Origin of the sequence: Actinoplanes sp. URMC 104 (genome assembly GCF_051386375.1) — a bacterium.
Classification (GTDB): domain Bacteria; phylum Actinomycetota; class Actinomycetes; order Mycobacteriales; family Micromonosporaceae; genus Actinoplanes.
Genome location: NZ_JBPQTO010000007.1, coordinates 441,235 through 465,580, shown reverse-complemented (window position 1 = coordinate 465,580; position 24,346 = coordinate 441,235). Strand labels below are relative to the sequence as shown.

18 protein-coding genes are annotated in these 24,346 nt (G+C 72.7%); 10 read left to right on the top strand and 8 right to left on the bottom strand.

Annotation, left to right across the window (positions count from 1 at the left end; genetic code table 11):
- The first annotated feature begins 193 nt into the window (after positions 1–193).
- Genes ACSNN8_RS23705 through ACSNN8_RS23685 form a run of 5 tightly spaced genes read left to right on the top strand, consistent with a single transcriptional unit; the run spans position 194 to position 5,127 of the window.
- Positions 194–1,228 carry a LacI family DNA-binding transcriptional regulator gene (locus ACSNN8_RS23705; protein WP_436651553.1) on the top strand — a complete coding sequence of 345 codons (1,035 nt, stop codon included), beginning with the start codon at positions 194–196 and terminating at the stop codon, positions 1,226–1,228.
- A gap of 14 nt (positions 1,229–1,242) precedes the next feature.
- The gene (locus ACSNN8_RS23700) at positions 1,243–2,565 is read left to right on the top strand and encodes an ABC transporter substrate-binding protein (protein WP_436651551.1); all 1,323 of its coding nucleotides are present in this window, start codon (positions 1,243–1,245) and stop codon (positions 2,563–2,565) included.
- An 11-nt stretch (positions 2,566–2,576) separates the two neighbouring features.
- Positions 2,577–3,527, top strand: a complete 951-nt coding sequence (locus ACSNN8_RS23695) for a carbohydrate ABC transporter permease (RefSeq protein WP_436651978.1) — start codon at positions 2,577–2,579, stop codon at positions 3,525–3,527.
- Positions 3,527–4,357: a carbohydrate ABC transporter permease gene (locus tag ACSNN8_RS23690; protein ID WP_436651549.1), complete on the top strand. Its 831-nt coding sequence runs from the start codon at positions 3,527–3,529 to the stop codon at positions 4,355–4,357. The genes ACSNN8_RS23695 and ACSNN8_RS23690 overlap by 1 nt, the downstream gene beginning before the upstream one ends.
- 2 nt (positions 4,358–4,359) lie before the next feature.
- Positions 4,360–5,127: a hypothetical protein gene (locus ACSNN8_RS23685; protein ID WP_436651547.1), complete on the top strand. Its 768-nt coding sequence runs from the start codon at positions 4,360–4,362 to the stop codon at positions 5,125–5,127.
- 205 nt (positions 5,128–5,332) lie between these two features.
- On the opposite strand, the gene ACSNN8_RS23680 is transcribed toward ACSNN8_RS23685, so the two are convergent.
- Positions 5,333–6,157: an alpha/beta fold hydrolase gene (locus tag ACSNN8_RS23680; RefSeq protein ID WP_436651545.1), complete on the bottom strand. Its 825-nt coding sequence runs from the start codon at positions 6,155–6,157 to the stop codon at positions 5,333–5,335.
- 113 nt (positions 6,158–6,270) lie between these two features.
- Between ACSNN8_RS23680 and ACSNN8_RS23675 the strand changes: the two genes are divergently transcribed.
- Positions 6,271–7,251, top strand: a complete 981-nt coding sequence (locus ACSNN8_RS23675) for a sigma-70 family RNA polymerase sigma factor (RefSeq protein ID WP_436651544.1) — start codon at positions 6,271–6,273, stop codon at positions 7,249–7,251.
- Here the strand turns inward: ACSNN8_RS23675 and ACSNN8_RS23670 are convergent.
- Together ACSNN8_RS23670 and ACSNN8_RS23665 are read right to left on the bottom strand one after the other, a co-directional pair.
- Positions 7,156–7,980 carry an STAS domain-containing protein gene (locus ACSNN8_RS23670; protein WP_436651542.1) on the bottom strand — a complete coding sequence of 275 codons (825 nt, stop codon included), beginning with the start codon at positions 7,978–7,980 and terminating at the stop codon, positions 7,156–7,158. The two genes, ACSNN8_RS23675 and ACSNN8_RS23670, sit on opposite strands and share 96 nt — an antisense overlap.
- Positions 7,981–8,301: 321 nt before the next feature.
- On the bottom strand, positions 8,302–8,760 hold the full coding sequence (locus tag ACSNN8_RS23665) for a nitroreductase/quinone reductase family protein (RefSeq protein WP_436651541.1): 459 nt from the start codon (positions 8,758–8,760) through the stop codon (positions 8,302–8,304).
- Positions 8,761–8,918: 158 nt separating this feature from the next.
- Between ACSNN8_RS23665 and ACSNN8_RS23660 the strand changes: the two genes are divergently transcribed.
- Positions 8,919–10,157, top strand: a complete 1,239-nt coding sequence (locus tag ACSNN8_RS23660; RefSeq protein WP_436651539.1) for an FAD-binding protein — start codon at positions 8,919–8,921, stop codon at positions 10,155–10,157.
- Here the strand turns inward: ACSNN8_RS23660 and ACSNN8_RS23655 are convergent.
- The 3 genes from ACSNN8_RS23655 to ACSNN8_RS23645 all read right to left on the bottom strand — a co-directional run bounded on the left by ACSNN8_RS23655 (position 10,154) and on the right by ACSNN8_RS23645 (position 16,027).
- Positions 10,154–14,524 carry a caspase, EACC1-associated type gene (locus ACSNN8_RS23655; protein WP_436651537.1) on the bottom strand — a complete coding sequence of 1,457 codons (4,371 nt, stop codon included), beginning with the start codon at positions 14,522–14,524 and terminating at the stop codon, positions 10,154–10,156. The two genes, ACSNN8_RS23660 and ACSNN8_RS23655, sit on opposite strands and share 4 nt — an antisense overlap.
- The gene (locus ACSNN8_RS23650) at positions 14,521–14,994 is read right to left on the bottom strand and encodes an effector-associated constant component EACC1 (protein ID WP_436651536.1); all 474 of its coding nucleotides are present in this window, start codon (positions 14,992–14,994) and stop codon (positions 14,521–14,523) included. Before ACSNN8_RS23650 ends, ACSNN8_RS23655 begins: the two co-directional genes overlap by 4 nt.
- Positions 14,995–15,103: 109 nt before the next feature.
- The gene (locus tag ACSNN8_RS23645; protein WP_436651535.1) at positions 15,104–16,027 is read right to left on the bottom strand and encodes a LysR family transcriptional regulator; all 924 of its coding nucleotides are present in this window, start codon (positions 16,025–16,027) and stop codon (positions 15,104–15,106) included.
- A 108-nt stretch (positions 16,028–16,135) separates the two neighbouring features.
- On the opposite strand from ACSNN8_RS23645, the gene ACSNN8_RS23640 reads away from it, so the two are divergent.
- Both ACSNN8_RS23640 and ftsH read left to right on the top strand, forming a co-directional pair.
- Entirely contained in the window at positions 16,136–17,005 is an 870-nt protein-coding gene (locus ACSNN8_RS23640) for an NAD-dependent epimerase/dehydratase family protein (protein ID WP_436651533.1), read from the top strand.
- An 84-nt stretch (positions 17,006–17,089) separates the two neighbouring features.
- Complete coding sequence (gene ftsH, locus ACSNN8_RS23635; RefSeq protein ID WP_436651532.1) at positions 17,090–19,126, top strand: ATP-dependent zinc metalloprotease FtsH; 2,037 nt, start codon at positions 17,090–17,092, stop codon at positions 19,124–19,126.
- A gap of 170 nt (positions 19,127–19,296) precedes the next feature.
- Here ftsH and ACSNN8_RS23630 read toward each other — a convergent pair whose 3' ends face one another.
- Together ACSNN8_RS23630 and ACSNN8_RS23625 are read right to left on the bottom strand one after the other, a co-directional pair.
- On the bottom strand, positions 19,297–20,511 hold the full coding sequence (locus ACSNN8_RS23630) for a hypothetical protein (RefSeq protein ID WP_436651531.1): 1,215 nt from the start codon (positions 20,509–20,511) through the stop codon (positions 19,297–19,299).
- Between the two features lie 498 nt (positions 20,512–21,009).
- Positions 21,010–23,202, bottom strand: a complete 2,193-nt coding sequence (locus tag ACSNN8_RS23625) for an MMPL family transporter (RefSeq protein WP_436651529.1) — start codon at positions 23,200–23,202, stop codon at positions 21,010–21,012.
- A gap of 253 nt (positions 23,203–23,455) precedes the next feature.
- Here ACSNN8_RS23625 and ACSNN8_RS23620 point away from each other — a divergent pair, with 253 nt between their 5' ends.
- On the top strand, positions 23,456–24,223 hold the full coding sequence (locus ACSNN8_RS23620; RefSeq protein WP_436651528.1) for a S1 family peptidase: 768 nt from the start codon (positions 23,456–23,458) through the stop codon (positions 24,221–24,223).
- Positions 24,224–24,346: the final 123 nt, after the last annotated feature.

Sequence of the window (24,346 nt, the reverse complement as noted above, 5' to 3'; positions counted from 1 at the left end):
GTTTGCAGGAAAGTTAGGCAGATCGATTCCCGTACGTCAATGATCGCGTGCCGTTGGTCCGGTATTGCCCGCCGATGGACCGATTGCAGGCGTCCATTTGCAACCTCGGCGCAACAGAACGGCATTGACAGTCGTGCAACCGCTTGCATTAATGGGCACCATCAGTGACGGGGGACACAAGGGAGCGTGGGGCATGGCGGTGACCATCCGCGACGTCGCTCGGGCGTCCGGCGTGCACATCTCCACGGTGTCCCGCACGTTCTCGGCGCCGCACCTCGTCAACCCGAACACGCGCACCCGCGTGCTGGCCTGTGCCGAGCAGCTGGGATACCGGCCCAACCGGGCCGCCCGGGCGCTCATCACCGGCCGCACCTACAACATCGGCCTGATCGTGGCCGACATCGCCAACCCGTTCTTCCCGCCGCTGATCAAGGCGGCGGAGAGCCAGGCCCGCAAGCACGACCACCACATCTTCGTCGCCGACACCAACGAGGACGCCGCGCTCGAGGAGGAGGTGGTGCGGGCGCTGGCCAAGCAGGTCGACGGCGTGCTGCTGGTCAGCCCGCGGATGAGCAACGCGCTCATCGAGCAGCTCAGCCGCGAGGTGCCGCTGGTCGTGGTCAATCGTCAGATCGCCGGCATCCCGGCCGTCGTGATGGACGTCGCCCGCGGCGCGAAGATCGCGGTCGAGCATCTCACCGGGCTCGGCCACCGCCGGGTCGCCCTGCTCAGCGGCCCCCGCGGCTCGTGGACCAGCCGGGAGATACGGCGGTCCGCCACCGCGACCGCGCGGGCAGCCGGGGCCGAGCTCACCATCATCGGCCCCAACCCGCCGACCGAGGTCGGCGGGCTCACCGTCGCCGAGGACGTCATCCGGGCCGGCGCCACCGCCGTGCTCGCCTACAACGACCTCATGGCGATCGGGCTCATCGAGGGTCTGCTGGCCGCCGGCGCCCGGGTGCCCGGCGACGTCAGCGTCGTCGGGATCGACGACATCATGCTCAGCCGGCTCACCCGCCCGAAGCTGACCACGGTGGCGACCCCCACCGCCGCCGCCGGTCGGGCGGCCGTCGACATGCTCCTCGCGCATGGCGACGACCGTCGCACCACCGCACACATCCATCTGCAGACCGAACTGGTCATTCGCGACTCGACGGGGCGGGGCCCGGGTCCGCACAGCCCTGCGGACCCGGGCAGCGTGCACGCCCCCGGAGGTGTCGCTTCCTGATTAGGAGAAGCGTCATGGAGCCCATCCAGCGGGGCAACACGCCCGCTCAACGTACTACCCGCCGCAGGCTGCTCGCCGCGGCCCTGACCGTCCCGCTCCTGGTCGGCGCCGCGGCCTGCGGCGGTGACGACGAAGGCGGCGGCAGCAGCGGCAAGACCGAGCTGTCGATCTTCTGGTGGGGCGCCGAGAAGCGCGCCGAGCTGACCGACCAGGCGCTCAAGCTCTACACCTCCAAGCACCCCGACGTCACGTTCAAGACGACGTGGCAGGGCAACCAGGGGTACTTCGACAAGCTCGCCACGCTCACCGCGGGCGGCAACGCACCGGACATCTTCCAGATCGACGACAACTACATCTCCGAGTACGCCGGCCGCGGCGTCACGCTCGACCTCACCCCGTACACCGAGAACGGCAAGCTCGACGTCACCAAGTTCCCCAAGAGCCTGCTCGAGTACGGCAAGGTCGAGGGCAAGCTGGCCGGCGTGCCCATGGGCGAGAACACCCAGGGCCTGGTCTACAACAAGACGCTGCTGGCCAAGTACAAGCTGCCCGAGCCGAAGACCGGCATGAGCTGGGAGGCGTTCGTCGACTGGGCGGCGAACGTGTCCAAGGTGGCCAAGCTGCCGGGCACCCAGGACGCGTCCGCGGTCTACCAGGCGCTGTGGGTCTTCCTGCGGCAGAACGGCAAGGACCTGTACGCCGGCAAGCAGCTCGGCTTCGACGAGGCCGACATGACCAAGTGGTTCACGCTGTGGAAGAACGCCCGCGACAAGGGCGCCACGCCCACCCCGGACGTCATCCACGAGGGCAACGCCAGCGACGTCAGCAAGCAGCTGGTCGTCACCGGCAAGGCCGGCACGTCGTGGGTCTGGGCCAACCAGATGCCCGAGCTCAAGAAAAACACCGACGCCGAGCTCGGTGTGGTGGCGTACCCCGGCAACCCGGACGCCCAGTGGGCCCGCGCCTCGATGTACTTCTCGGCGTTCCGCGGCAGCAAGAACAAGGACGTCGCGGTCGACGTGATCAACTTCCTGGCGAACGACCCGGAGGCCGGCAAGATCCTGGGCACCGACCGCGGGCTCCCGCCGAACCTCGACGTCCGCAAGCAGGTCGCCGACACGGTGTCCGACCCGAACATGAAGCAGACGATCGCGGTGCAGGACGAGCTCGGCACCAAGTTCGGGCCCAACCCGCCCGGCGTGCCGCCGCAGGGCCACAGCAAGGTGCGGTCCGAGCTCATCACGATCGCCGAGGAGGTCGTCTACGGCCGGCAGACCCCGGAACAGGGCGCGGCCGCGTTCGTCAGCGCGGCCAAGGCGGCGATCGGCGCGTCGTGACCGCCTCGACCCTGACCCCCGCTCCCGTCGCCCCCGCCGCCCCGCGGCAGGGGCGGCGGGCCCGCCGGCGCCGCGAGAACCTGGCCGGATACGTCTTCCTCTCGCCGTGGCTGCTGGGCCTGCTCGGCATCACGGCGATCCCGATGCTGATCTCGCTGTACATCAGCTTCACCGACTACAGCCCGCTCATCCCGCTGAGCGAGGCGAACTGGGTCGGCCTCGACAACTACCGGCGCATGTTCACCGCCGACGACTCGTACTGGCACTCCGTCCGGGTGACGGTGACCTTCGCCCTGGTGGCCGTGCCGCTCAAGCTGGCCGCCGCGCTCGGCGTCGCGATGCTGCTCAACCGGGCGATGCGCGGCATCGCGCTGTTCCGCGGGCTGTTCTACCTTCCCTCGCTGCTAGGCGGCAGCGTCGCGCTGGCGATCGTGTGGGTCAGCATGTTCAACCGCGACGGCGCGTTCAACTCGTTCCTGGCGCTGTTCGGCATCGAGGGCCTGCCCTGGGTCAACGACCCGGACTGGGCGCTCTACACGCTGATCCTGCTGGCGATCTGGCAGTTCGGCGCGCCGATGGTGATCTTCCTGGCCGGCCTCAAGCAGGTGCCGGTCGAGCTGTACGAGGCGGCCTCGGTCGACGGCGCGAGCGCCTGGCGCAAGTTCGTGCACATCACGCTGCCGATGCTCTCGCCGGTCATCTTCTTCAACCTCGTGCTCGAGACCATCAACGGCTTCCAGGGCTTCACGGCCGCGTTCGTGCTCTCCAACGGCACCGGCGGCCCGGTCGACTCCACGCTGATGTACACGCTGAACCTCTACATCAAGGGCTTCACCGAGCTCGACATGGGCTACGCGTCCGCGATGGCGTGGGTGTTCCTGATCGTGATCGGCCTCATCACGGTGGCGCTGTTCAGCACGGGCCGCTTCTGGGTCCACTACTCCGACAACGAGGAGCGGTGATGCGTTCTCCCCTCCGTCTCGTGGCGCTGCTGCTCATCCTCGCGGTCGTGCTCTACCCGCTGCTGTGGATGGTGGGCACGTCGGTCAAGTCGCCCTCGGAGATCGTCAACAACATCGGGCTGATCCCGCGCGAGTTCACCCCCGGCAACTTCAGCGAGGGCTGGAGCAAGTTCGACGTCAGCTTCGGCCGGTTCTTCGTCAACAGCGCGCTCGTCTCGCTGCTGACCGTGCTCGGCAACACGATCTCGTGCCTGCTGGCCGCGTACGCCCTGGGCCGTCTGCGGTTCCGGCTGCGCGGGTTCTGGTTCGCGCTCATGATCGGCACGCTGCTGCTGCCCGGGCACGTACTGATCATCCCGCAGTACATCCTGTTCCGCAGCCTCGGCTGGGTGGGCGGCGACTGGCCGTACCTGCCGCTGCTCGTGCCGGCGTTCCTGGCCACCGAGGCGTTCTTCGTCTTCCTCATGGTGCAGTTCATGCGGGGCATCCCGCGCGAACTCGACGAGGCCGCGGTGATCGACGGCGCATCGCCGTACAGCGTCTTCCGGCACGTGATCCTGCCGCTGTCCCGCCCGGCGCTGGTCACCACGGCGATCTTCTCGTTCATCTGGACCTGGAACGACTTCTTCCGCCAGCTGGTGTTCCTGTCGGAACTCAAGGACTACACGGCCCCGGTGGCGCTGACGCTGTTCATCGACTCCACCAGCGAGAGCGCGGTCGGCCCGATGTTCGCGATGTCGCTGCTCTCGCTCATCCCGGTGTTCCTGTTCTTCGTGGCGTTCCAGCGCCTGCTCGTCGAGGGCATCAACACCAGCGGCCTGAAGGGATGACCATGCCCGTCGACTGGCGCGACACGCTGCGGCTCGGCGCCGACCTGGCCCTGCTCGGCATCCTCGTGACGCTCGCCTCGCTGCCGCTGCTGACCGCCGGGGCGGCCCTGTCGGTGGGCAGCCTGGCGATCCATCGGCTGCTCACCGCCGGACGATGGCCCACGGCCGCGGAGTGCTGGACGGCGTTCCGCGCGCGGCTCGTGCCCGGGCTCGCCGCCGGGCCGCTGTGCGTGGGCGCCGGATGGCTGATCCTGATCGACGTGGCCGCGCTGCGCCGCGGGGCGGTGCCGGGCGGACCGGCGATGATCGTGGCCGTGCTGCTCGCCGCCGCGCTGGGCGCCGGCTTCGCCGCACTGGTGGCCGGGCTGGCGGGGACGGCGGAGACCCATGCCGTATGCCGGGCGCGCTCGCTGGTCGCGGCGCGGCCCGGCGTGCTGTTCGCCGCTACCGGGGTGGTGGTGATCGCGGGGGTGCTGGCCGTGGTCGTGCATCCGGTGCTCGTGCCGGTGCTGGCGGGGTTCGTGCTGTTCGCCGTGCACGCCGTGCTCGTGCGGGTGGAGCGCCGCCTGCCCGGCGATGGTGGGGGTGCTTCGCCGGGGCGGCTTGCCCAGCCGGCCCCGCTCGGACCGGCCCAGCTTCTTCACCCGGCCCAGCTCGAACCGGCCCAGCTCGAACCGGCCCCGCTCCGACCGGCTCAGCTTCTCCAACCGGCCCAGCCCACCCACCCGGGGGCCGCCACCCTACCGGAGATCGCGCGGACGACTCGCTAGTTTTCCACAGGCCCGCGTCGTCGCGGCCGTTGTCCACAGGCCGTCATCCGCGGCGTCTCGCTACACAGGCCGTCACTCCGCGGCGTCTCGCTCCACAGGCCGTCGCCCGCGGCGTCGCACTCCACCGGCCGTCATCCGCGGCGCCTCGCTCCACAGGCTGTCACTCCGCGGTGTCTCACTCCACACGCCGTCACTCTGCGGCGTCTCACTCTGCGGCGTCGACGAAGGTCAGCGCCGCCGTGGCGAACAGCGGCGACATGAACACGTTGTAGTGCGTGACGCCGGGCAGGATGGCCAGCGCGTGCCCGCCCTTGGGCCGGCCCTCGCCCATCCACCCGCCGTCGCGCTGCCCGCCGTCGAGCAGCGCGAACATCTCGACGAAGTGCGCGGGCGGGCACATGTCGGCGTCCGCGGCCACGATCAGCGTCGGCACCTGCACCCCGCGCAGCTCCTCGGTGAAGTCGTAGTCCACCGCCATCGCCTGGCCGATCTTGTCGAGCAGCCGCGGGAAGTCCTCCGGGCGCGGGGCGACGCGCTGGTACAGCTCGTACATCGGGGTCTCCTTCATGAACTCGGCGGCCGCCGCGCCCACCTGCCCCTGCTGCTCGAGGATCTCCGGGTAGATCGCGTTGCGGCGGATGCCGGCCGACCCGGCGACCAGGCGGCCCACCTTCTGCGGGTGCCGGAACGCCACCTGCAGCGCCACCCCGCCGCCGAGCGAGTAGCCGACCACGTCCGGCTTCTCCAGCCCGAGGTGGTCGATGAGCGCCGCCACGTCGTCGGCCATGAAGCGCACGTCGATCGGCCGGTCGATGTCGGCCGTACGCCCGTGGCCCTGCAGGTCGACCAGGATGACGCGGTGGTTCGCCGTGAACTGCCCGAGGATCGGCCCGAACATCTCGCCGGAGCCGAGCCCGCCGTGCAGCAGGATCAGCGGCCGGCCCTCGCCGTGCGACTCGTAGTACAGGTTGATGCCGTTGACCTCGGCGTACTCGCCGGTGCCGGCGTTGTCCTGCGTCCAGTTCGTCATGGGGTGCCTCCGGGCGTCTCGTGTCCTGTGCCCTCTACGACCGGGCCGAGCCGGCGTACTCATCGGTGCGACGGAGGTTTTTCTTGTCGTACCCCTCCGCTAGGTTCGGCACTGTGAGCGACGTTGCCACCCCGATCGAGATCCAGCTCGAGGCCTTCCGCCCCGAGCTCACCGGTTACTGCTACCGCATGCTCGGCTCCGCCTTCGAGGCCGAGGACGCGGTTCAGGACACGATGGTGCGCGCCTGGAAGAGCTACGAGGGCTTCGAGGGCCGCTCGGCCCTGCGCTCGTGGCTCTACCGCATCGCCACCAACGTCTGCCTGACCATGCTCGGCAGCGCCCAGCGGCGTGCCCGGCCCATGGACTTCGGCGGCCCGGGCGACGGGCACGCCACCCATCCGGGCGAGCCGAGACCCGACGAGATCTGGGTCGGCCCCGTGCCGGACGGGCGGGTGCTGGCCTCGGTGGCCGACCCGGCCCAGGTGGTCGCCGACCGCGAGTCGATCCGGCTGGCCTTCGTCGCGGCGCTGCAGCACCTGCCGGCCAAGCAGCGGGCCGTGCTGATCCTGCGCGAGGTGCTCGCCTGGTCGGCGCAGGAGGTGGCCGACCTGCTCGACACGTCGGTGCCCAGCGTCAACAGCGCCCTGCAGCGGGCCCGCGCCACGATCGCCGCCACCGACAAGTCGGCCCAGGTGCTCGAGCCCGGCGACGACGAGCAGAAAAAGCTGCTTGCCCGCTACGTGCAGGCCTTCGAGGCGTACGACCTGACGGCGCTCACCGCCCTGCTCCACGAGGACGCGACGCTGTCCATGCCTCCGCTGCCCCTGTGGCTGCGCGGCCACGACGACATCACCGCCTGGATGTCCGGCACCGGCTCCGGCTGCCGCGGTTCCCGCCTGGTGCCCGTGGTCGCGAACGGCCTGCCCGCCTTCGGGCAATACCGGCGCAGCCTCACCGGCCCCGGCCACGAGCCGTGGGCGCTGATCGTCCTGGAGATCTCAGAGGGGAGGATCGCCGGCGTCAACAACTTCCTCGACACCCAGCGGCTGTTCCCGCTGTTCGGACTCCCCGCCCGCCTCGACCCGGCCGCCTGACCGGGCGCCCACCCACCAGGCCGCCGACCGCCCGCGGCCCGGCGGCCGATCGGGCGCTGGACTGGCTGATGCTCGCTCGGCGGCAGCTGCTCGTTCTGCCGCCGCGTGCTGCGCAGCCACCTGCTGCGCGGCACTTCCGTGGCCGGTCGCCCGCTGCGCGGCGGCTTCGTGCCCGGCCGCTTGCTGCGCGGTTGCTCCGTGCCCGGCCGCTTGCTGCGCGGTTGCTCCGTGGGCGGTCGCCTGTTGCGGCGGGGCGGCGGCGTGCGGCGGGGCGGTGTGCTCGTCGCCTGCCTGGACTGCGGCGTGCGGCGCGGTGGCGTGCGGCGGGACGGTGTGCTCGTCGCCTGCCTGCGCTGCGGCGTGCGGCGCGGTGGCGTGTGGCGGGGCGGTGTGCTCGGCGCCTGCCTGGTCGGCAGGCGGGTGGGGGTCGCCCCGGCGGGAGGCCTGCTGGGCGGCGGCGAAGAAGCCGCCCAGGCCCATCAGGCTGAACAGGCTCAGCAGTTCGGGGCCGGCGCCGCGCACGACGAAACGCCAGCCGTGACGGCCCGCGGTCAGCCGCAGCCGGGCCAGGGCCTCGACGGTCACCACGTCGGGCCGAGTCACCGTGGACACGTCGCAGACGACGTTGCCCGGTGCGTCCCGGTCGCGCAGCCGGTCGGCCAGGCCCGCGCACAGGCAGGGAATGTCCGCGCGGGTGATGGCCGCGCCGACGGCGAAGAGGACCGTCATACCGGGTATGACCGGCCGGAGCCGCCGAACTCATCGCTGCCCGGCACTTTCCGCGACGCAGCGATCACCTCAGCGTCCGGGCGGCGGTCGCGGCGAGGGGCGGCGAGCGGGAGCTCTGCCACGGGTCAGTTCGGCGGCTGCGGCGAGGGGCGGCAAGCGGGAGCCCGCCATGGGTCAGTTCGGCGGCCGCGGCGAGGGGCGGCGAGCGGGAGCCCGCCATGGGTCAGTTCGGCGGCCGCGGCGAGGGGCGGCGAGCGGGAGGCCGCCACGGGTCAGTTCGGCGCCTGCGGCAAGGGCGGCGAGCGGGAGCCCCGCCATGGGTCAGTTCACGGTCAGGCGGATGACTCGGGCGCCGTTGTGCCAGGCGCGGTGGAGGTCGTCGGGCCGGGGGTTGCCGTGGGCGTCGAGGGCGATCTTGTTGAAGCCGGCGAACTGGTGGTTCTCGCGGGCGATCACGGCGTAGTCGGCGACCACCTCGTCCTCGGCGGTGTGGACGCGTACGTCTGCTGTCGTTCTTCTGCCGAGGTAGTCGACCGGCACGCGGTCGCCGGTGCGCAGGTTGCGGGCCCAGGCGAACGGCGTGCCGATGAGCAGCACGCCGTCGTGGCGGACGTAGGCGACGGGGACGGCGTAGTGCTTGCCGGAGCGGCGGCCGGTCACGTGCAGGGTGATCAGGTTGCGGCCGATCACGCGGGCGACGCCGGGCGTGCGCAGCAGGGCGCGCACGATCACGTTGACCAAGCCCTGGGCGGCCAGGGTCTGGGGTTTCTCGTCGGCCATCCGGCTCACCCCTCGATCGGCTGTTCCGACGATATCGCTCCCGCGAAGCATTCGCCGACGTCCGTTTCGTGCCGTGGCCTGCACGGAGTCCGATTCGCGTGCTTGGGTGGCGGCTGCGCCCCTGAACGACGTACGGGAAAGGGTTCTAGATTGGTCTGATGAGCGAGCGAGTGACCAACTGGGCCGGCAACATCGTCTTCAACGCGCGCAGCGTGCGCCGGCCCGCCTCGGTGGACGAGGTGCAGGAGATCGTGGCCGGCGGCGGGCCGATCCGCGTGCTGGGCAGCGGGCACTCCTTCAACCGCATGGCCGACACCGACGGCACCCTGGTCTCGCTCGCCGACCTGCCGCGCGTCGTCGAGATCAGCGCCGACCGCCGCTCGGTGCGCGTCGACGGCGGCATCCGCTACGGCGAGCTGGCCGGGGAGTTGCACCGCAACGGGCTGGCGCTGCACAACATGGCGTCGCTGCCGCACATCTCGGTGGCCGGCGCGATCGCCACCGCCACGCACGGCTCCGGCGCGCGCAACAAGAACCTCGCCTCCGCCGTGTCGTCGATCGAGTTCGTCGACGGCTCGGGCAAGCCGGTCACCGTCTCCCGCGGCGACGCCGACTTCGAGGGCGTGGTGGTCAACCTCGGGGCGCTGGGTGTGGTCACCGCGCTCACGCTCGACGTGCAGCCGGCCTTCGAGCTGCGCCAATACGTGTACGACAACGTGCCGCGCGCCTCCGTCGACGAGCACCTGCACGACATGCTGGGCGACGGCTACAGCGTCAGCCTGTTCACCAACTGGACCGGCCTCGACATCAGCCACGCCTGGCTCAAGCGGGCCGAGCCGCTGGGCGACGAGTGGTACGGCGGCCACCTCGCCGACGGGCCGCGCCACCCCGTGCCCGGCATGCCCGCGATGAACAGCACCGAGCAGGGCGGCGTGCCCGGGCCGTGGCACACGCGGCTGCCGCACTTCCGCATGGAGTTCACGCCGTCCAGCGGCGAGGAGCTCCAGTCGGAGTACCACGTGGCCCGCGCGGACGGTCTCGCCGCGATCGACGCGGTCGCTTCCATCCGTACGCAGGTCGCGTCCGTGCTGCAGGTCTGCGAGGTCCGCTCGATCGCGGGCGACGAGCTGTGGCTGAGCCCGAACTACCGGCGCGACAGCATCGCGCTGCACTTCACCTGGATCGCCGACAGCGACGCGGTGCTGCCGGTGGTGGGCGAGCTGGAGCAGCGGTTGGCGCCGCTGAACGCGCGCGCCCACCTGGGCAAGGTGTTCACGCAGACGCCGTCGACGATCCGTTCCTCGTACGAGCGGTTCGCCGACTTCCAGGAGCTCGTGCGCCGCTACGACCCGGCGGGCACGTTCCGCAACGAGTGGCTGGACGCCATCCTCGGCTAGTCACAGGGCGGCGTGTACGGGATCTCGCCGAGGTAGAGGTCCCACTCGTCGGCGGTCAGGGGCTCGCCGACCAGCGAGCACAGGCGGTCGGTGACCGCGGCTGGTCCGACCGGCCACAAGTCGAGGACGCTATTGCCCTTCGTCGCGAGCATCGTCCCGTCGCGGTTCAACGCGACCGAGTATTCCGGGGCGGTGTCGTCGTACACCAGAGAGGCACGCAGCCGGGGTTTCGACGGTTTGCCGAGGTCCCAGAGATCGAACCGGCCGTCACCGCCGGCAATGGCCAGCGTGCGGCCGTCGTGGCTCAGCGCCATCCGCTGGTTGCCGTTCTCGTTCGAGGTGGTCACCTGAACCGGGTCACCGACGATGCCGTCGTCGCCGATCTCGAAGATGCGCAGGAGCTGGCTCTTGTCGCCGACGACGAGACGGCTGCCGTCGGCGGTGAACGCCCCGCCCGGGAGGCCGGCATCGACCGGGAACCGCCACGACCTGAGCGGTCTCGGGGAGGCGGGATCGGTCAGGTCGTGCAGGAGCACCTGCTCGCTGGTGATGATCGCCAACCGCCGGCCGGCCGGCGCGAAGGCCACCTCCATGGTCATGGCCTCGATCGACGCGACGCGACGGGGACGGGCGGGATCCGACACGTCGAAGATCTTGACCGTGCTGGGTACTCCGCCCGGTTCCCAGGCGCGGTCGGCCACGGCGAGCAAGGTGCCGTCCGCGGAGAAGGACAGGGACACACCGCCGTAGTCCATGTCGGTGATCGTCGCGAGCGGCGGGCCGCCGGGCCGGGCGGTCGGCACGAGCAACACCTGCGGCCGAGTGTCGACGAACCTGGTCGTGGCCAGGACCTTTCCGTCGTTACTGAACGCCAGGCCCATGCCCGCCTCCATCCCGAAGGATTGGTTCTGCCTGCCGATCCCGCGCACGAGGCCGACCCGCCGCGGATGCGCCGGGTCGGACACGTCGAGGATCACGGTCCCGCCGCCGCCGCTCTTGTCGGCCAGCAACGGAGGGCCCACCGGGTTGTAGACGGTGCGCAACGAGAACCCGCCGGGCATGTACGGCAGGGTGGCGATCGTGCCGGAGCGGTACGGGTTGGAGACGTCCCACAGATAGAGCCCGCCGGTGGAGGCGACAGCTGCGACGGCCTGCTCGCGGATCGCTATGGCTCCCGACGTCACGCTCAGCCCCGCGCGGCCCGGCATCTCCATGCCCGGACGCAGTTCGGCGTCGTCGTTCGGGTCCGGCACGACCGTCGTCGTCCTGCGGTCGGAGGACACCACCAAGGCGTGCGGGGTGAGCGCGAGCGCATGGATGCGGTCGCTGGTGACGACGTACTTCGTCATGGCACGAACCTTCTTCGGCACGCGGCCGGAGACGTCGTACGTGATCGGCGTCTCGGCGTATCCGCTGCCGGTGGGCAGGGCGAGGCCCTTGCCGGCGCTGTCGAACGCCAGGCGGTGCTGCACCATCGTGACGGCGGGTGCGAGCTCGACGGTCGATCCGGTGAGCCGGGCTCGCGCGGTCGGCCGGGCCGCGTTCGTGAGGTCCCACAGGCGTACGGCGCCGTCTTCACCGTTGCTGGCCAGCAGCCGGCCGGTCGGGGCGAACAACAGCGAGTCGATCCGCCCGGTGTGGGCGGCAACGGCGGGCAGGGCGCGCGTCTTCGCTCGGTCGGACGTGTCCCAGAGCCGGATGCGCCCGCCGGTGCCGGCCGCCGCCAGCACCCGTCCGTCGGCCGCGAAGGTCAACGTGACGATGCTGGCCTCGCCGGCCGCCAGGGTGGGCAGCGCCCGGGGCCGGTTGGGGTCGGTGACGTCCCACATGCGGATCCGGGGCCGGGGCAGCGTCAGCAGCTGCGTGCCCGCCGACCGGGGTTCGTGGTTGCTCGCCGGGCCTTCCGCGGCGGCCAGCACCGTGCCGTCCGGCGAGAGCGCGACCGGCCCGGTGAAGCCGAGGTCCTGGCGGAAGAACTCCCGCTGCGCGTCGCGGAGGATCACCTCGGTGCCCGTCGCGAGCGCGAGCAGCCTGCCGGCCCGGTCCTGGGCGAGGTCCAGGATCTTCTCCGTGCTGTACAGCTGACCGGGCAGGGCGAGGCTCGGAAGCAGCGCGGTGTAGGCCTCTTCCGGGGCCAGCTTGTGCGCCGCGACCGCCAGCTGTCTGGCCAGCCCGGGCTGCCGATCGCGGATGCGCTCCACGTCCGCCGCCAGGGCCCGGGCCAGAGCTCGGTTGCGCGCCACCGTTGCCGCATCCCGTTCGGCCTCGCTCTCGCGCTGGGCGTCCACCGCCACCAGGAAGCCGGCGCCGGCGAGCACCACCAGCACGGCCAGCACCGCTGTCACCGCCCGGCGGACCCTGGCCGACCGCTGCTCCAGCCGCTGTGACGCCTCGAGGAACTCCCGCGGCTCGGCGGGCAGCTCCGGGTGCGCGTCCGCGCCGTCGCGGGCCGCCGCCAGCCGGCTGCCCCGGTAGGCGAGCGCCGGGTCGCGCCCGGCCCGCCGCCACGCGGCCGCGTCCGCCGCGAGGCGCTGGCTGGTCCGCAGCCACTCGCGGTCGTCGTCGAGCCAGTCGCGCAGCCGCGGCCACACCCGCAGCAGCGCCTCGTGGCTGAGCCGTACCGTGTCGCGGTCCTGGGTGATCAGCCGGGCCGTCGTGAACGCCTCCAGCGCCGCGAGGTCGACCTCGGGCGTACCGGAGAGAAGCTCGTCGCGGGGCACCGGGCGCAGGGTGTCGGGGTGGTCGTCGCCGACCTGCACCAGCCGCGGCAGCATCCGCCGCAGCGCCGCCCGCGCCGGTTCGTCCAGCCTGTCGTACACCTCGTCCGCGCTGGTCGCGACCGCCCGCTCGACGCCACCCGCCGCGCGGTAGCCGCGCACGGTGAGAAGGTCGCCGCTGCGGCGCCCCCAGGTGGCCCACAGCGTGTGCGACAGCAGCGGCAACCGCGCGCTGCCCGCCGTGTCGCCGTCCGCACCGCCGGTCACGCCGAGCTCGTGCAGGATCACGTCGGCCAGCCCGCCCTCGAGCCGCAGCCCCGCCACCTTCGCCGGTTCCTCGATCGCCGCGCGCAGCTCGTCGGGCCCCATCGCCGTGACCCGCTGCTGGTGCTCGTCCAGCGCCGCCCGCAGCTCTACCCGTTCCGCCGCCGCGCCGTAGAAGTCCGCCCGCAGCGCGATCACCACGAGGTGCCGCCGGGCCAGCGCGACCAGCTCGCCGAGGAACGCCGTCCGCTGGTCCGGCGAGCGGCACAGCGTGACCATCTGCTCCGCCTGGTCCACGACGATCACGGCCGGCCCGTCGTCGAGTGCCACGCCGGCCAGCCTTGCCCGCAGCCGCGCCGCCGGTTGCTCGCCCGGCGTCAGCGTGACGACCGGCCACCCGTCGTCGCGGTGCAGCGCGGGCAGCAGCCCGGCGTGCAGCAGCGACGTCTTGCCGGCGCCGGACGGCCCGATGACGAGCAACGGCTGCCCCGCGGCGCGCGCCCGGCCGGCCCTCGCCACCACCTGCGCGACGAGCTCCTCGCGCCCGAAGTAGAGGTGCGCGTCCCCGGCGCCGAAGGCGGACAGACCCAGGTACGGGCTCTCGCCGGCGCCCGGCGGCTCGTCCGCGGCGTCCTCGGCCGGCGGAGCGGCGCGGTTGACCGCGAGCACCAGCGCGCCGGACGTGTCGCCCGCCTGGCGGCGGGGCAGCGGCGCATCCTTGGCCCGCAGCCTGCTGACCAACCGGTCGTAGACCACGTCCAGCGTGAGCCGCCGGCCGGCGCGCTCGTCGCCGTCGGTGAGCAGCCGGACGAGCTCGCCGCCGAACGTGGTGAGCTCCGCGTCCGCGGGCGCCGACGCGAGGTTCTCCGCGGACGCCAGCACGTAGGCGCCGTGCACCGGCGGCGGGACGAACCCCGGCCGTACGCCCGGGACCTCGCCCGGAGCGCCGGCCCGGCCCGAGAAGCAGCAGTCGAGGATCAGCACGACTGTCGACGCGCGGCACCCCGCCAGGGCCTGCCGGATCGCCGAGTAGGCCAGCGCCTGGTGCCCGCTGAGCCCGGGCGTGAGCTCGTCGGTGCCGCACGCGGCCAGGTGCAGCTCACCCGCCGGGTCGAGCAGCCCGTGCCCGGCGAAGAAGATCAGCAGCACCGACTCGGCCTCGCGCGCGGCCCGCGCCACCGCCTCGGCCATGTCCCGCGCCTGCGGCGGATCGAGCAGCAACCGTACGGACTCCTCCGCCGCGCCGCAGGCCTGCGTGAGCGTCTGCGCCACCGCCCGCGCGGTGCGCCCGGCCGACGGCACGGACGGCAGCGCGCCGGTGTGCGTCGCCGTGCCGATGACCAGCGCCCGCACACCGGGCCCGCTCAGCCCGGTCGCCTCGCTCACGACCCCGGGCGCGGTCCGCTCGGCGCCTGCTCGGGCGTGGGGCCGTCCGCTTCGGAGGGGTCGTCCGGCTGCCGGTCGCCGGCCGAGCGGCTCACCTCGGCCCGGCCCTCCGACCCCACCGCGGCCGCCAGCGACGCGACCTCGGCCCGCAGCGCGTCCGCGTCGAGCCCCCGCACCCGCTGGGCGGAGACCTCGAAGGAGCTGCCGTCGGCGCGCTCGACCCGCACCGTCACGTCGCTGTTGCGCTGGCGCAGCCAGGACACCAGCCCGGTGACCAGCGCGGCGGCGGCTCCACCGGGCCCGAGCGCCACGAGCAGCGTCTCGAGCACCGGGCCGAGCGTGTCGGGCCGGGTCGCGGTCTCGCGGGCGCTCACCCGCCCGCGCAGCTCGGGCTCCCCGGCCAGCCAGGAACGCAACGCGCGCAGATCGTCGGCGTCGCCGCCCGCGGCCACGCTGATGGTGACGGTCACCGGCACCTCCTCGGTCGATGGGAGGCCCAGCCAACCAGAAACCGCCGTGCGCTGTCTGCCCCCGTTCGCCCGCCTGTGGAAAACCTTCGCGGCCGCGAACCGGCGGCGCTCAGTAGCGGTCGCGGCGGACGACGTGGTCGTCGACGAGGGCGAGGAACGCGCTCGCGGCCCGCGTCGGCGCGACGGTGGTGTTGCGGGCCAGGGCGAGCATCCAGCTGGTCGCCGGCGGGTCGAGGTCGACGGGCACCACGCCGGTGCCCTCCTCGGCGGCCAGGGGTGGCACGAGCGCCACGCCGATGCCCGACTCGACGTAGCCGGGGATGGTGCTCAGGTCGCCGACCTCGATCGCTATCCGCCGGGTGATGCCGGCCAGCCGGAAGTCGTTGTCGGTGCGCACCCGGTTGCAGAAGCCGGTCGGCAGGTCGACGAACGGCTCGTCGGCCACGGCGGCCGGGCTGACGGTGCCGCGGCCGGCCAGCGGGTGGCCGGCCGGGACGATCAGGCGCGGCTGATAGGTGGCGATCACGTCGAGATGCACGCCGGGGACCACCGGGGACGGCATGCCGGGGACCACCGCGGACGGCACGCCGACGAACGCGAGGTCGAGCGCGTGCGCGTGCAGGTCGGCGAGCAGGCCCTCGGTGCCGGCCGCGGCGACGCCGAGGCTCAGCTGCACCCGGGGGTGGCGCTCGCGGAAGTCGCGGACGAGCCCGGGCAGATCGACCGCGGTCAGCCCCGAGAGCGTCCCGATGCGCAGGCTGCCGCCGATCCCGTCGCGGACCCCGTCCACGGCGGCCCGGGCCAGGTCGAGCGCGTCGAGCGCGCGGCGGGCCTCGGGCAGCAGCGCCTTGCCGGCCTCGGTGAGCACGACCCGCGCGGTCGAGCGCTGGAACAGCGGGGCGCCGAGCTCCCGTTCCAGGACGCGGATGCTCGCCGAGACCGTCGACTGCACGGCGTGGGTGCGGCGCGCGGCCCGGGTGAAGCTGAGCTCCTCGGCCACCGCGACGAAGAACTGCAGCTGACGTTGTTCCACGCCGCGACCTTATCGCGTACGGCGATGAGCGCCATCGGAACTATTCGTTGGTGGCTCATAGCCGGCCGGGGCAAGCTGGAGCCAAGAGATCAACTGCGAGGAGTTGTCATGAACGTCTTCCTGACCGGCGCCACCGGCTACATCGGGTCCCGCGTGCTCGTGGCGCTGGGCGAGGCCGGCCACAACGTCACGGCGCTGGTGCGGAATCCCTCCGTACGCGTGGAGGGCGCGACGACGGTCGTGTCCGACATGCGCGACCGCGAGACCGTACGGCGGCTCGCCGCCGAGGCGGACGCGGTGATCGCCACTGCCTCGCCCGGCGACGCGACGAGCGCCGACGCCGACCGCGACTTCGTCGACGCCGTGCTCGCCGGACTGCGGCCGGGCAGCACGCTGGTGCGTACCGGAGGGGTCTGGGTGCACGGCTCGAGCGCCGACCTGACCGAGGAGACCCCGCTGGCCGCCCCGGGCCTGACCGCCTGGCGCGTGGAGATCGACAACCGGGCCCTGACCGCGCCGGGCATCCGGTCGATGCTGGTCGAGCCGGGCATCGTGTACGGCTACGGCGCCGGCATCCCGGGGATGGTGTTCGGGCAGCCCCGGGTCGGCGACCCGGCCGCGCTGCAGCTGATCGGGCCGGGCTCACAGCACTGGACCACCGTGCACGTCGACGACCTGGCCGACCTCTACGTCGCCGTGCTGACCCAGGGCGGGTCGGGCGAGCGCTACATCGGGGTGAGCGGCGACAACCCGACCGTACGCGAGCTGGGCGAGGCGGCGAGCCGGCGGCTCGGCCTCGACGGGCGGGTGGCGCCCGAGGAGGCGTCGGCCACGGCCGCGCGGCTGGGCGCCTTCGGCGAGGCGCTGCTGCTCGACCAGCAGGCGACGGGGGAGAAGGCCCGGCGCGAGCTCGGCTGGAAGCCGTCGCGGCCGTCGCTGCTCGACGCGATCGCCTCCGGCGAGTACGACCCGGCCTGACGTTTCGGGTTCTGCGAATCCGGGCGCGAGTCTCGCGCGTCACGACCGCGCGTTCCTGTCACACGGTGGGGGTAGCTTCGCGCCATGCCCGCCGATGCGCCCAACACGCCGCCGCCGCAGCGCCCCCACCCGTGGAGGGTGGAGGGCGCGCCGCCGGGCGGCCCACCCGGTGGCCCGCAAGGGTCGCGCTCCACCTGGCTCCGCTTCGGCGGCATGCTCGTCGTGCTGCTCGCCCTCAACTGGATCATCTCGTCGTTCTTCCTGGCGCCACCCGAGCGCGCGCCGGTGTCCTACACGTTCTTCGTGAGCCAGCTCCAGGCGGCGAACGTCTCGGAGATCACCTCGACCGGCGACACGATCGAGGGCCGCTTCAAGAAACAGACGGCCTACACGCCGACCGGCGAGACCAGGTCGGAGCAGGTCGACCGCTTCACCACCCAGCGGCCCTCGTTCGCCGAGGACAACCTGTTCGCGCTGCTCCAGCAGCAGAACGTGCCGGTCAACGCGAACCCGCCGGACGCCCGGGCCCCGGTCTGGCAGCAGCTCCTCATCGGGTTCGGGCCGACGATCCTGCTGGTCGCGCTGTTCGTGTGGATCAGCCGGCGGATGGCGGGCGGCGCCGGCGGCGCGCTGGGCGCGTTCGGCCGCTCCCGCGCCAAGCTCTACCAGCCCGAGTCCGGCCCGCGCACGACGTTCGCCGACGTCGCCGGCATCGAGGAGGTCGAGCAGGAGGTCACCGAGATCGTCGACTTCCTGCGCGAGCCCGAGAAGTACCGCAAGCTCGGCGCGAACATCCCGCACGGCGTGCTGCTGTCGGGCCCGCCCGGCACGGGCAAGACGCTGCTGGCGCGCGCGGTCGCCGGCGAGGCGCGGGTGCCGTTCTTCTCGATCTCGGCGTCGGAGTTCATCGAGGCGATCGTGGGCGTCGGCGCGAGCCGCGTGCGGGACCTGTTCGACCAGGCCAAGAAGGTGGCACCGTCGATCATCTTCATCGACGAGCTCGACGCGATCGGCCGGTCCCGCGGCGGCGCGCAGTCGCTGGGCGGCAACGACGAGCGCGAGCAGACGCTCAACCAGATCCTCACCGAGATGGACGGCTTCACCGGCAGCGAGGGCGTGGTGGTGCTCGCGGCCACCAACCGCGCCGAGATCCTCGACCAGGCGCTGCTGCGGCCCGGCCGCTTCGACCGGCGCGTGGTGGTGAGCCCGCCCGACCTGGCCGGTCGCCGCGAGATCCTGGCCGTGCACACCCGCGGTGTGCCGGTGGCGCCCGGGGTCGACCTCGACGCGCTGGCCGCCGCCACGCCGGGCATGGTCGGCGCCGACCTCAAGAACCTGGTGAACGAGGCCGCGCTGCTGGCCGCCCGCCGCAAGCACGACCAGGTGCAGACCGCCGACTTCACCGACGCTCTGGAGAAGATCGTGCTGGGCACGGTGCGCGGCATCATGCTGACGCCGCAGGAGAAGGAGCGCACGGCGTTCCACGAGTCCGGCCACGCGCTGCTGGGCATGCTCACCCCCGGCGCCGACCCGGTCCGCAAGATCTCGATCATCCCGCGCGGCCAGGCGCTGGGCGTGACGTTCCAGAGCCCGTCGGCGGACCGCTACGGCTACTCGGCGAAATACCTGCGCGGCCGGATCATCGGCGCGCTGGGCGGCCGCGCCGCCGAGGAGGTCGTCTACGGCGACATGACCACCGGCGCCGAGAGCGACCTCGACCAGGTCAGCAACATCGCGCGGCAGATGGTCGGCCGGTGGGGCATGTCCGACGCGATCGGGCCGGTCACGGTGCTGCCGCCGCCCGGTCAGGAGTCGCCGCTCGGGCTCGACGGTGTCGCGCCCGCCACCAAGGAGCTGATCGACGCGGAGGTCCGCAAGATCGTCGACGAGTGCTACGCGGAGGCGCTCGCGCTGCTGCGCTCGCACCGCACCCAGCTCGACCACCTGGCCGGCCGGCTGCTCGAGACCGAGACGCTCGACGAGGCGGACGCGTACGCGGCGGCCGGCATCGACCGCGGCACCGCCCCCGGAGCGGTCGCCCGCGGGGAGGCGCCGGGTGCCCTGCCCGCGCCGGGGCTGCCGCAACCGGCGGTCGACTCCGGCGCGGCCGCCCCCGCCTGAGCGACGCGGACGCGTCGGTCGACTGCGGCGCGGCCGCCCCCGCCTGAGCGACGCGGACGCGTCGGTCGACTCCGGCGTCTCCGCGCGCCTGAGCGACGCGGACGCGGAGACGCGCGCCCGGGTGGGGGTCCGGGCGCGCGTCTGACCGCGGAAGGCTGGGCCTGCTCAGCTCACTGGTTGAGCGCGCAGGGGGCCAGGCCCTCGGCGTTGAGGTCCGGCTTGGCGGCGTTGCGGCCGATCGCCGTCTCGATGCGGTTGATGGTGGCGAACCGCTTGTCCTCCAGCGGGCCGAGGATGGCGTTCCGGATGAAGTTGGGGCCGCCCTGGCCGACGGTCGACGCGATGCGGGCGTTGGCCTCGGCGATCTGCGTGTCGAGCAGCTGCAGGTTGCGCTGCACCTCGGCCTGCGCCTGGGTGGGCACGGCGCCGACCGTCACCTCCGGGCAGTTGACCGTGGGCAGCGCGGCGTTCCCGCCACCGGCGTTGCCGTTGCCCTCGTCACCGCCCGCGTTGCCGCCGGGCACCTCGGTCGGCTGCTCCGCGGAGGCGCCGCCGTCCTCGTTGAGCGAGCATCCCGACAGGCCTTCGGCGTTGAGGTTCGGCTTGGCGGCGTTGCGGCCGATCGCCGTCTCGATGCGGTTGATCGTGGCGAACCGCTTGTCCTTCAGCGGGCCGAGGATCGCGTTCTGGATGAAGTTCGGGCCGCCCTGGCCCACCGTGGACACCAGCCGGGCGTTGGCCTCGGCGATCTGCGTGTTGAGCAGCTGGAGGTTGCGCTGCACCTCCGCCTGGGCCTGCGCGGGCACCGCGCCGACCGTCACCTCCGGGCAGTTCACCGTGGGCACCCCGGCGTTGCCGCCGCCGTTCTCCCCGCCGCCGCCGTTCTCCCCGCCGCCGCCGTTCTGGCCGCCGTTGCCGCCGCCCGCGCCCGGGACCTCGACCGGCTGCTCAGCCGACGCGCCGCCGTCCTGGTTCAGCGAGCACCCCGACAGCCCCTCGGCGTTCAGGTCGGGCTTGGCGGCGTTGCGGCCGATCGCCGTCTCGATGCGGTTGATCGTGGCGAACCGCTTGTCCTTCAGCGGGCCGAGGATCGCATTCTGGATGAAGTTCGGGCCGCCCTCGCCGACCGAGGTGCGCAGCCGGTTGTTCGCCTCGGCGATCTGCGTGTTGAGCAGCTGCAGGTTGCGCTGCACCTCGGCCTGCGCCTGCGCGGGCACCGCCGGCAGGTTCGTCAGCTGAGGACAGTTCACCGTGGGCACCGTCTCCGCGGCCGAGGCAACTCCCAGGCCGATGCCGACCGTGGCCACCGCGACGCCCGCAACCGCCGCGCCGACCTGCCAGCGCCGCGCGTTGGTGCGGGACTTGTTGTACCGGGCTCTGTACATTGGGACTGCGCCTTCCGCGACGGGGGACCGAATTTCGCCTTCGCCCGTCCTTACGGGAGCGCTCCCACGGCCGATCACCGCTTAAGCATTTCTTAAAGTGATCTTTCTGCCGTAGCGGCAAAAGCGCAGGTCACGACGTTCCGGCGACGGGTCGACGGCGCCGGCGAAGCGGTTCGGCGGGCGAGAGGGCCGGCCGCCTCCGGCTGGCGTCCGGCCGGTGCGAGGGACTGGTTCGGCGAGCAGACCGGCTCGATGCGGAATTCCGGCTCGCCCCGGAGACGATCGGACCGTCACGGCCGTTGCGGGCCGGGGAAGCCGGTCCCCGGCCCGGCCGTACGATCCGCAACCGGATCTCCGAGATGCTCGGTAAGCTCGGCGTCTCCGGCCGCGACGAGGCCATCGGCCTGGCCGCTCGGCCGGCCTGGGCCGGCGCTGACCGGAAACGGCGGCGAGGCCCCCGGCGACGCTGCCGGGGGCCTCGTGAGAGAGGAGGAGCGGTCAGTGGCGGCCGACCAGCTCCGGCTCGGGGGTGGGCGGCGCGGTGACGGCCGGTGCGGCGTGGCGCCCCCTGGGGCGCATGAAGCGCGGCGCCCACCAGTTGGCCTTGCCGAGCAGCGTCATCGCCGAGGGCAGCACCACGGCCCGGATGATGGTGGCGTCGAGCAGGATGGCGGCGGCCAGGCCGATGCCGAGCTGCTTCATGTCGATGGTGGACAGCGTCGCGAAGATGGAGAACACGGCGACCATCACCAGCGCCGCGCTGCTGACCGTGCCGGCCGAGCCGGTGATGCCCTCGGCCACGGCCTCGCGGGTCGGGACGCCGCGCAGCACGGCCTCGCGGATCCGGGAGACCACGAACACGTGGTAGTCCATCGACAGGCCGAACAGCACGACGAACAGGAACAGCGGCAGCCAGCTGACGATCGCGTCCATCGACGTGAAGTTGAGCAGGTCCGGCGCCCAGTCGCCCTGGAAGACGAGCACCAGCAGGCCGTACGCGGCCCCGACCGACAGCAGGTTGAGCGCGATCGACGTCAGCGCCACCACGACCGACCGGAACGTCCAGGCCATCATGAGGAACGTCAGCAGCAGCACCACCCCGGCCACGATCGGCAGCGTCTTCCAGATGTGCGCGGCGTAGTCCTCGCTGTCCGCCACGCCGCCGCCGACGGCGTACGTGTATCCGCCGAGCGCGGCCGGCGCCAGCGTCTGCCGCAGCTCGTGCAGCGAGTCCGCGGCCTCGTCGCTGCGCGAGGTGAACGGCGTGGCCAGGTTGAGCACGGTCACCGTCTTGTCGGGGGAGACCTCGATGTCCGGCCCGGTCTGCTCGAGCGGCGCGAACAACCTGTTGCCCTGGGTGCTCTGCGCCAGCTTCTCCAGGGCGTCGCGCACCGAGCCGGCCGACGACGCGGGCGCCTCGACGGCGACCAGGTGGGTGGTGCCGTTGCTCGGGTACGCCGCGGCCAGCCGGTCGTACGCCTGCATGGCCGGGGTCGTCCGCGGCAGGTCCTCGGTGCCGGGGAACTTGAGCTTCATGCCCAGCGCCGGAGCGGCGAGCGCCAGCAGCGCGAGCACGCTCACCAGCAGGGTGACGGCCGGCCAGCGCAGCGCCGGGCGCAGCACGCCGCGCCAGAACCGCGAACCGGTGCCGGTGCGGCGGGCGGTCAGCCGCCACAGGAACGGCACGCGCGGGCGGTCCACCCAGCGGCCCAGCTTGGCCAGGATCGCGGGCAGCACCGTCAGTGAGCCGAGCACGGCCACCGTGACCACCAGGATCGAGCCCACGGCGAGCGAGGAGAACGTGGTGTCGCCGGCCAGGAACAGCCCCGCCATCGCGATGACGACCGCCGTGCCGCTGACCACCACGGCGTGCCCGGACGTCTCCGCGGCGATCTCGACCGCGTCGACGTGGCCGCGGCCCTTGGCGCGTTCCTCCCGTTCCCGCCGCACATAGAACAGCGAGTAGTCCACACCGACCGCCATGCCGATCAGCAGGATCACGCTCGACGTCACGTCGGTGGACGGCACCAGGTGCGAGGCGAGCGTGGAGAGCCCCATGGCGGCGGCCACCGACGACAGCGCCAGCAGCACCGGCACCCCGGCGGCGATCAGCGCGCCGAAGACCAGGATCAGGATGGCCAGCGTGACCGGCAGGCTGAGCAGCTCGGCCCGCTTGAAGTCGCCGCCGAGCGTGTCGTCGAGGGCCTTGCCGATCGACGGCCCGCCGACCTGTTCCACGCGCAGCGCCGGATGGGCCTGCTGCACCTCGGCGGTGGCCGCGCGCAGCGGCTCGATGCGGTCGGAGGCGGTCTCCGGGTCACCGGCCACGGTGATCGGCACGAGCAGCGCCGAGCCGTCGCGCGCCGGGATCGGCTTGCCGACCTCGGCGACGCCGTTCACCGAGCGCAGCTTGGCGGTGGCGTCGGCGGCGGCGCGCTGGGCGGCCGCGGCGTCAAGCTTCCCCGAGCGGGCGGTGATCAGCACGTTGTCGACGGCGGGCTCGTCCTCGAACCCACCCTTCTCGATCATGACGTACGCGCGGCCGGCCTCGCCGATCGCGTCGTCCTGCGCGGTCGACTCCTTGAGGCCGGCCGCGTTGCCGCCCACGAAGCACACCGCCACGAAGACCACCCAGAGCGCGATCGCGCGCCACGGATGCTCGGCGCTCCACCGCGCCATGCGTACCGTCACCGGTCGCCTGCCCATGTCGTTTCCCCCCAGCTTTCCTGTGTAGAACCTGAACCTAGGAATCCCTGGAGCTGACAACATCCGGGCTCGACCCCCGTCCGACCCCGATCATGCCGGGACCCGAAACCGTCGGATGGGCGACTGCGGGCGCCCGCGAAAAGCCGCGAACCGGCGCGACACGCCCTCCGGCCCTCAGGGATTCCCCGGAGAACGTCCCGGAGTTCCACCCTTGAACCGCGGGGCTAAGGTCCTCCACATGGGACAGCGAAAAAGGTCGATACTCACCGTGCTCGGGGCCTTCGCCCTCGTGATCGCCGGGTCCGCGGCCCCGGCGAACGCGATCGCGAACGGCGACCCGGTCAAGCCGGGCCGATACGCCTTCTCGGTCAAGCTGACCATGACCGGCATCCCGACGGCGGACGGCGGCAGACGCAACAGCGCCTGCTCCGGCTCGCTGGTGGCGCCGCAGTGGGTGCTCACGGCCGGGCACTGCTTCCGGGACGCGAACGGCGTCCGGGTCGAGCGCCCGGTCGCCGACTCCACGGTCGCCACCGTCGGCCGCACCGACCTCACCGACACCTCGCGCGGGCACGAGCTCGAGGTCGTGGCGGTGCGCCAGTCGCCCACCGCGGACGTGTCGCTCGCCAGGCTCGCCGAGCCGGTGCGCGACGTCCACCCGATCCGGCTCGCCCGCACGGCGCCGGAGGCGGGCGACGTCCTGCGGGTCACCGGTTACGGGTCCACCACCAGCACCAACCCGGCTCCGGTGACGTGGCTGCGCACCGGGAGGATGCAGGTCGTCGCGCTCACCGACACGGTCACCCAGGTCAAGGGGTACGCCCCGCAGCCCGACACCACCCCCTGCCCGTACGACTCGGGGGGCCCGTTCTTCGTCGAGCGCGGCCGGAAGGGCCCGGCGCTGGTCGCGGTCGTCAGCAACGGCCCGTCGTGCCCGCACACCCAGATCGAGAACGCGGCCCGCGTCGACAACATCGCCGGATGGGTGGCCTCGGTCATCCGCTGACTTCTGCAGGGTTCGACGGCCGGTTGCGGGGAAACCCGCAGCCGGCCGTTTTGTTTGGGGTAGGTCTGAGGGATGCGCTTCCCTACTGTGAGGACCGCCACGGTCGGTGACCGACCGACCTGG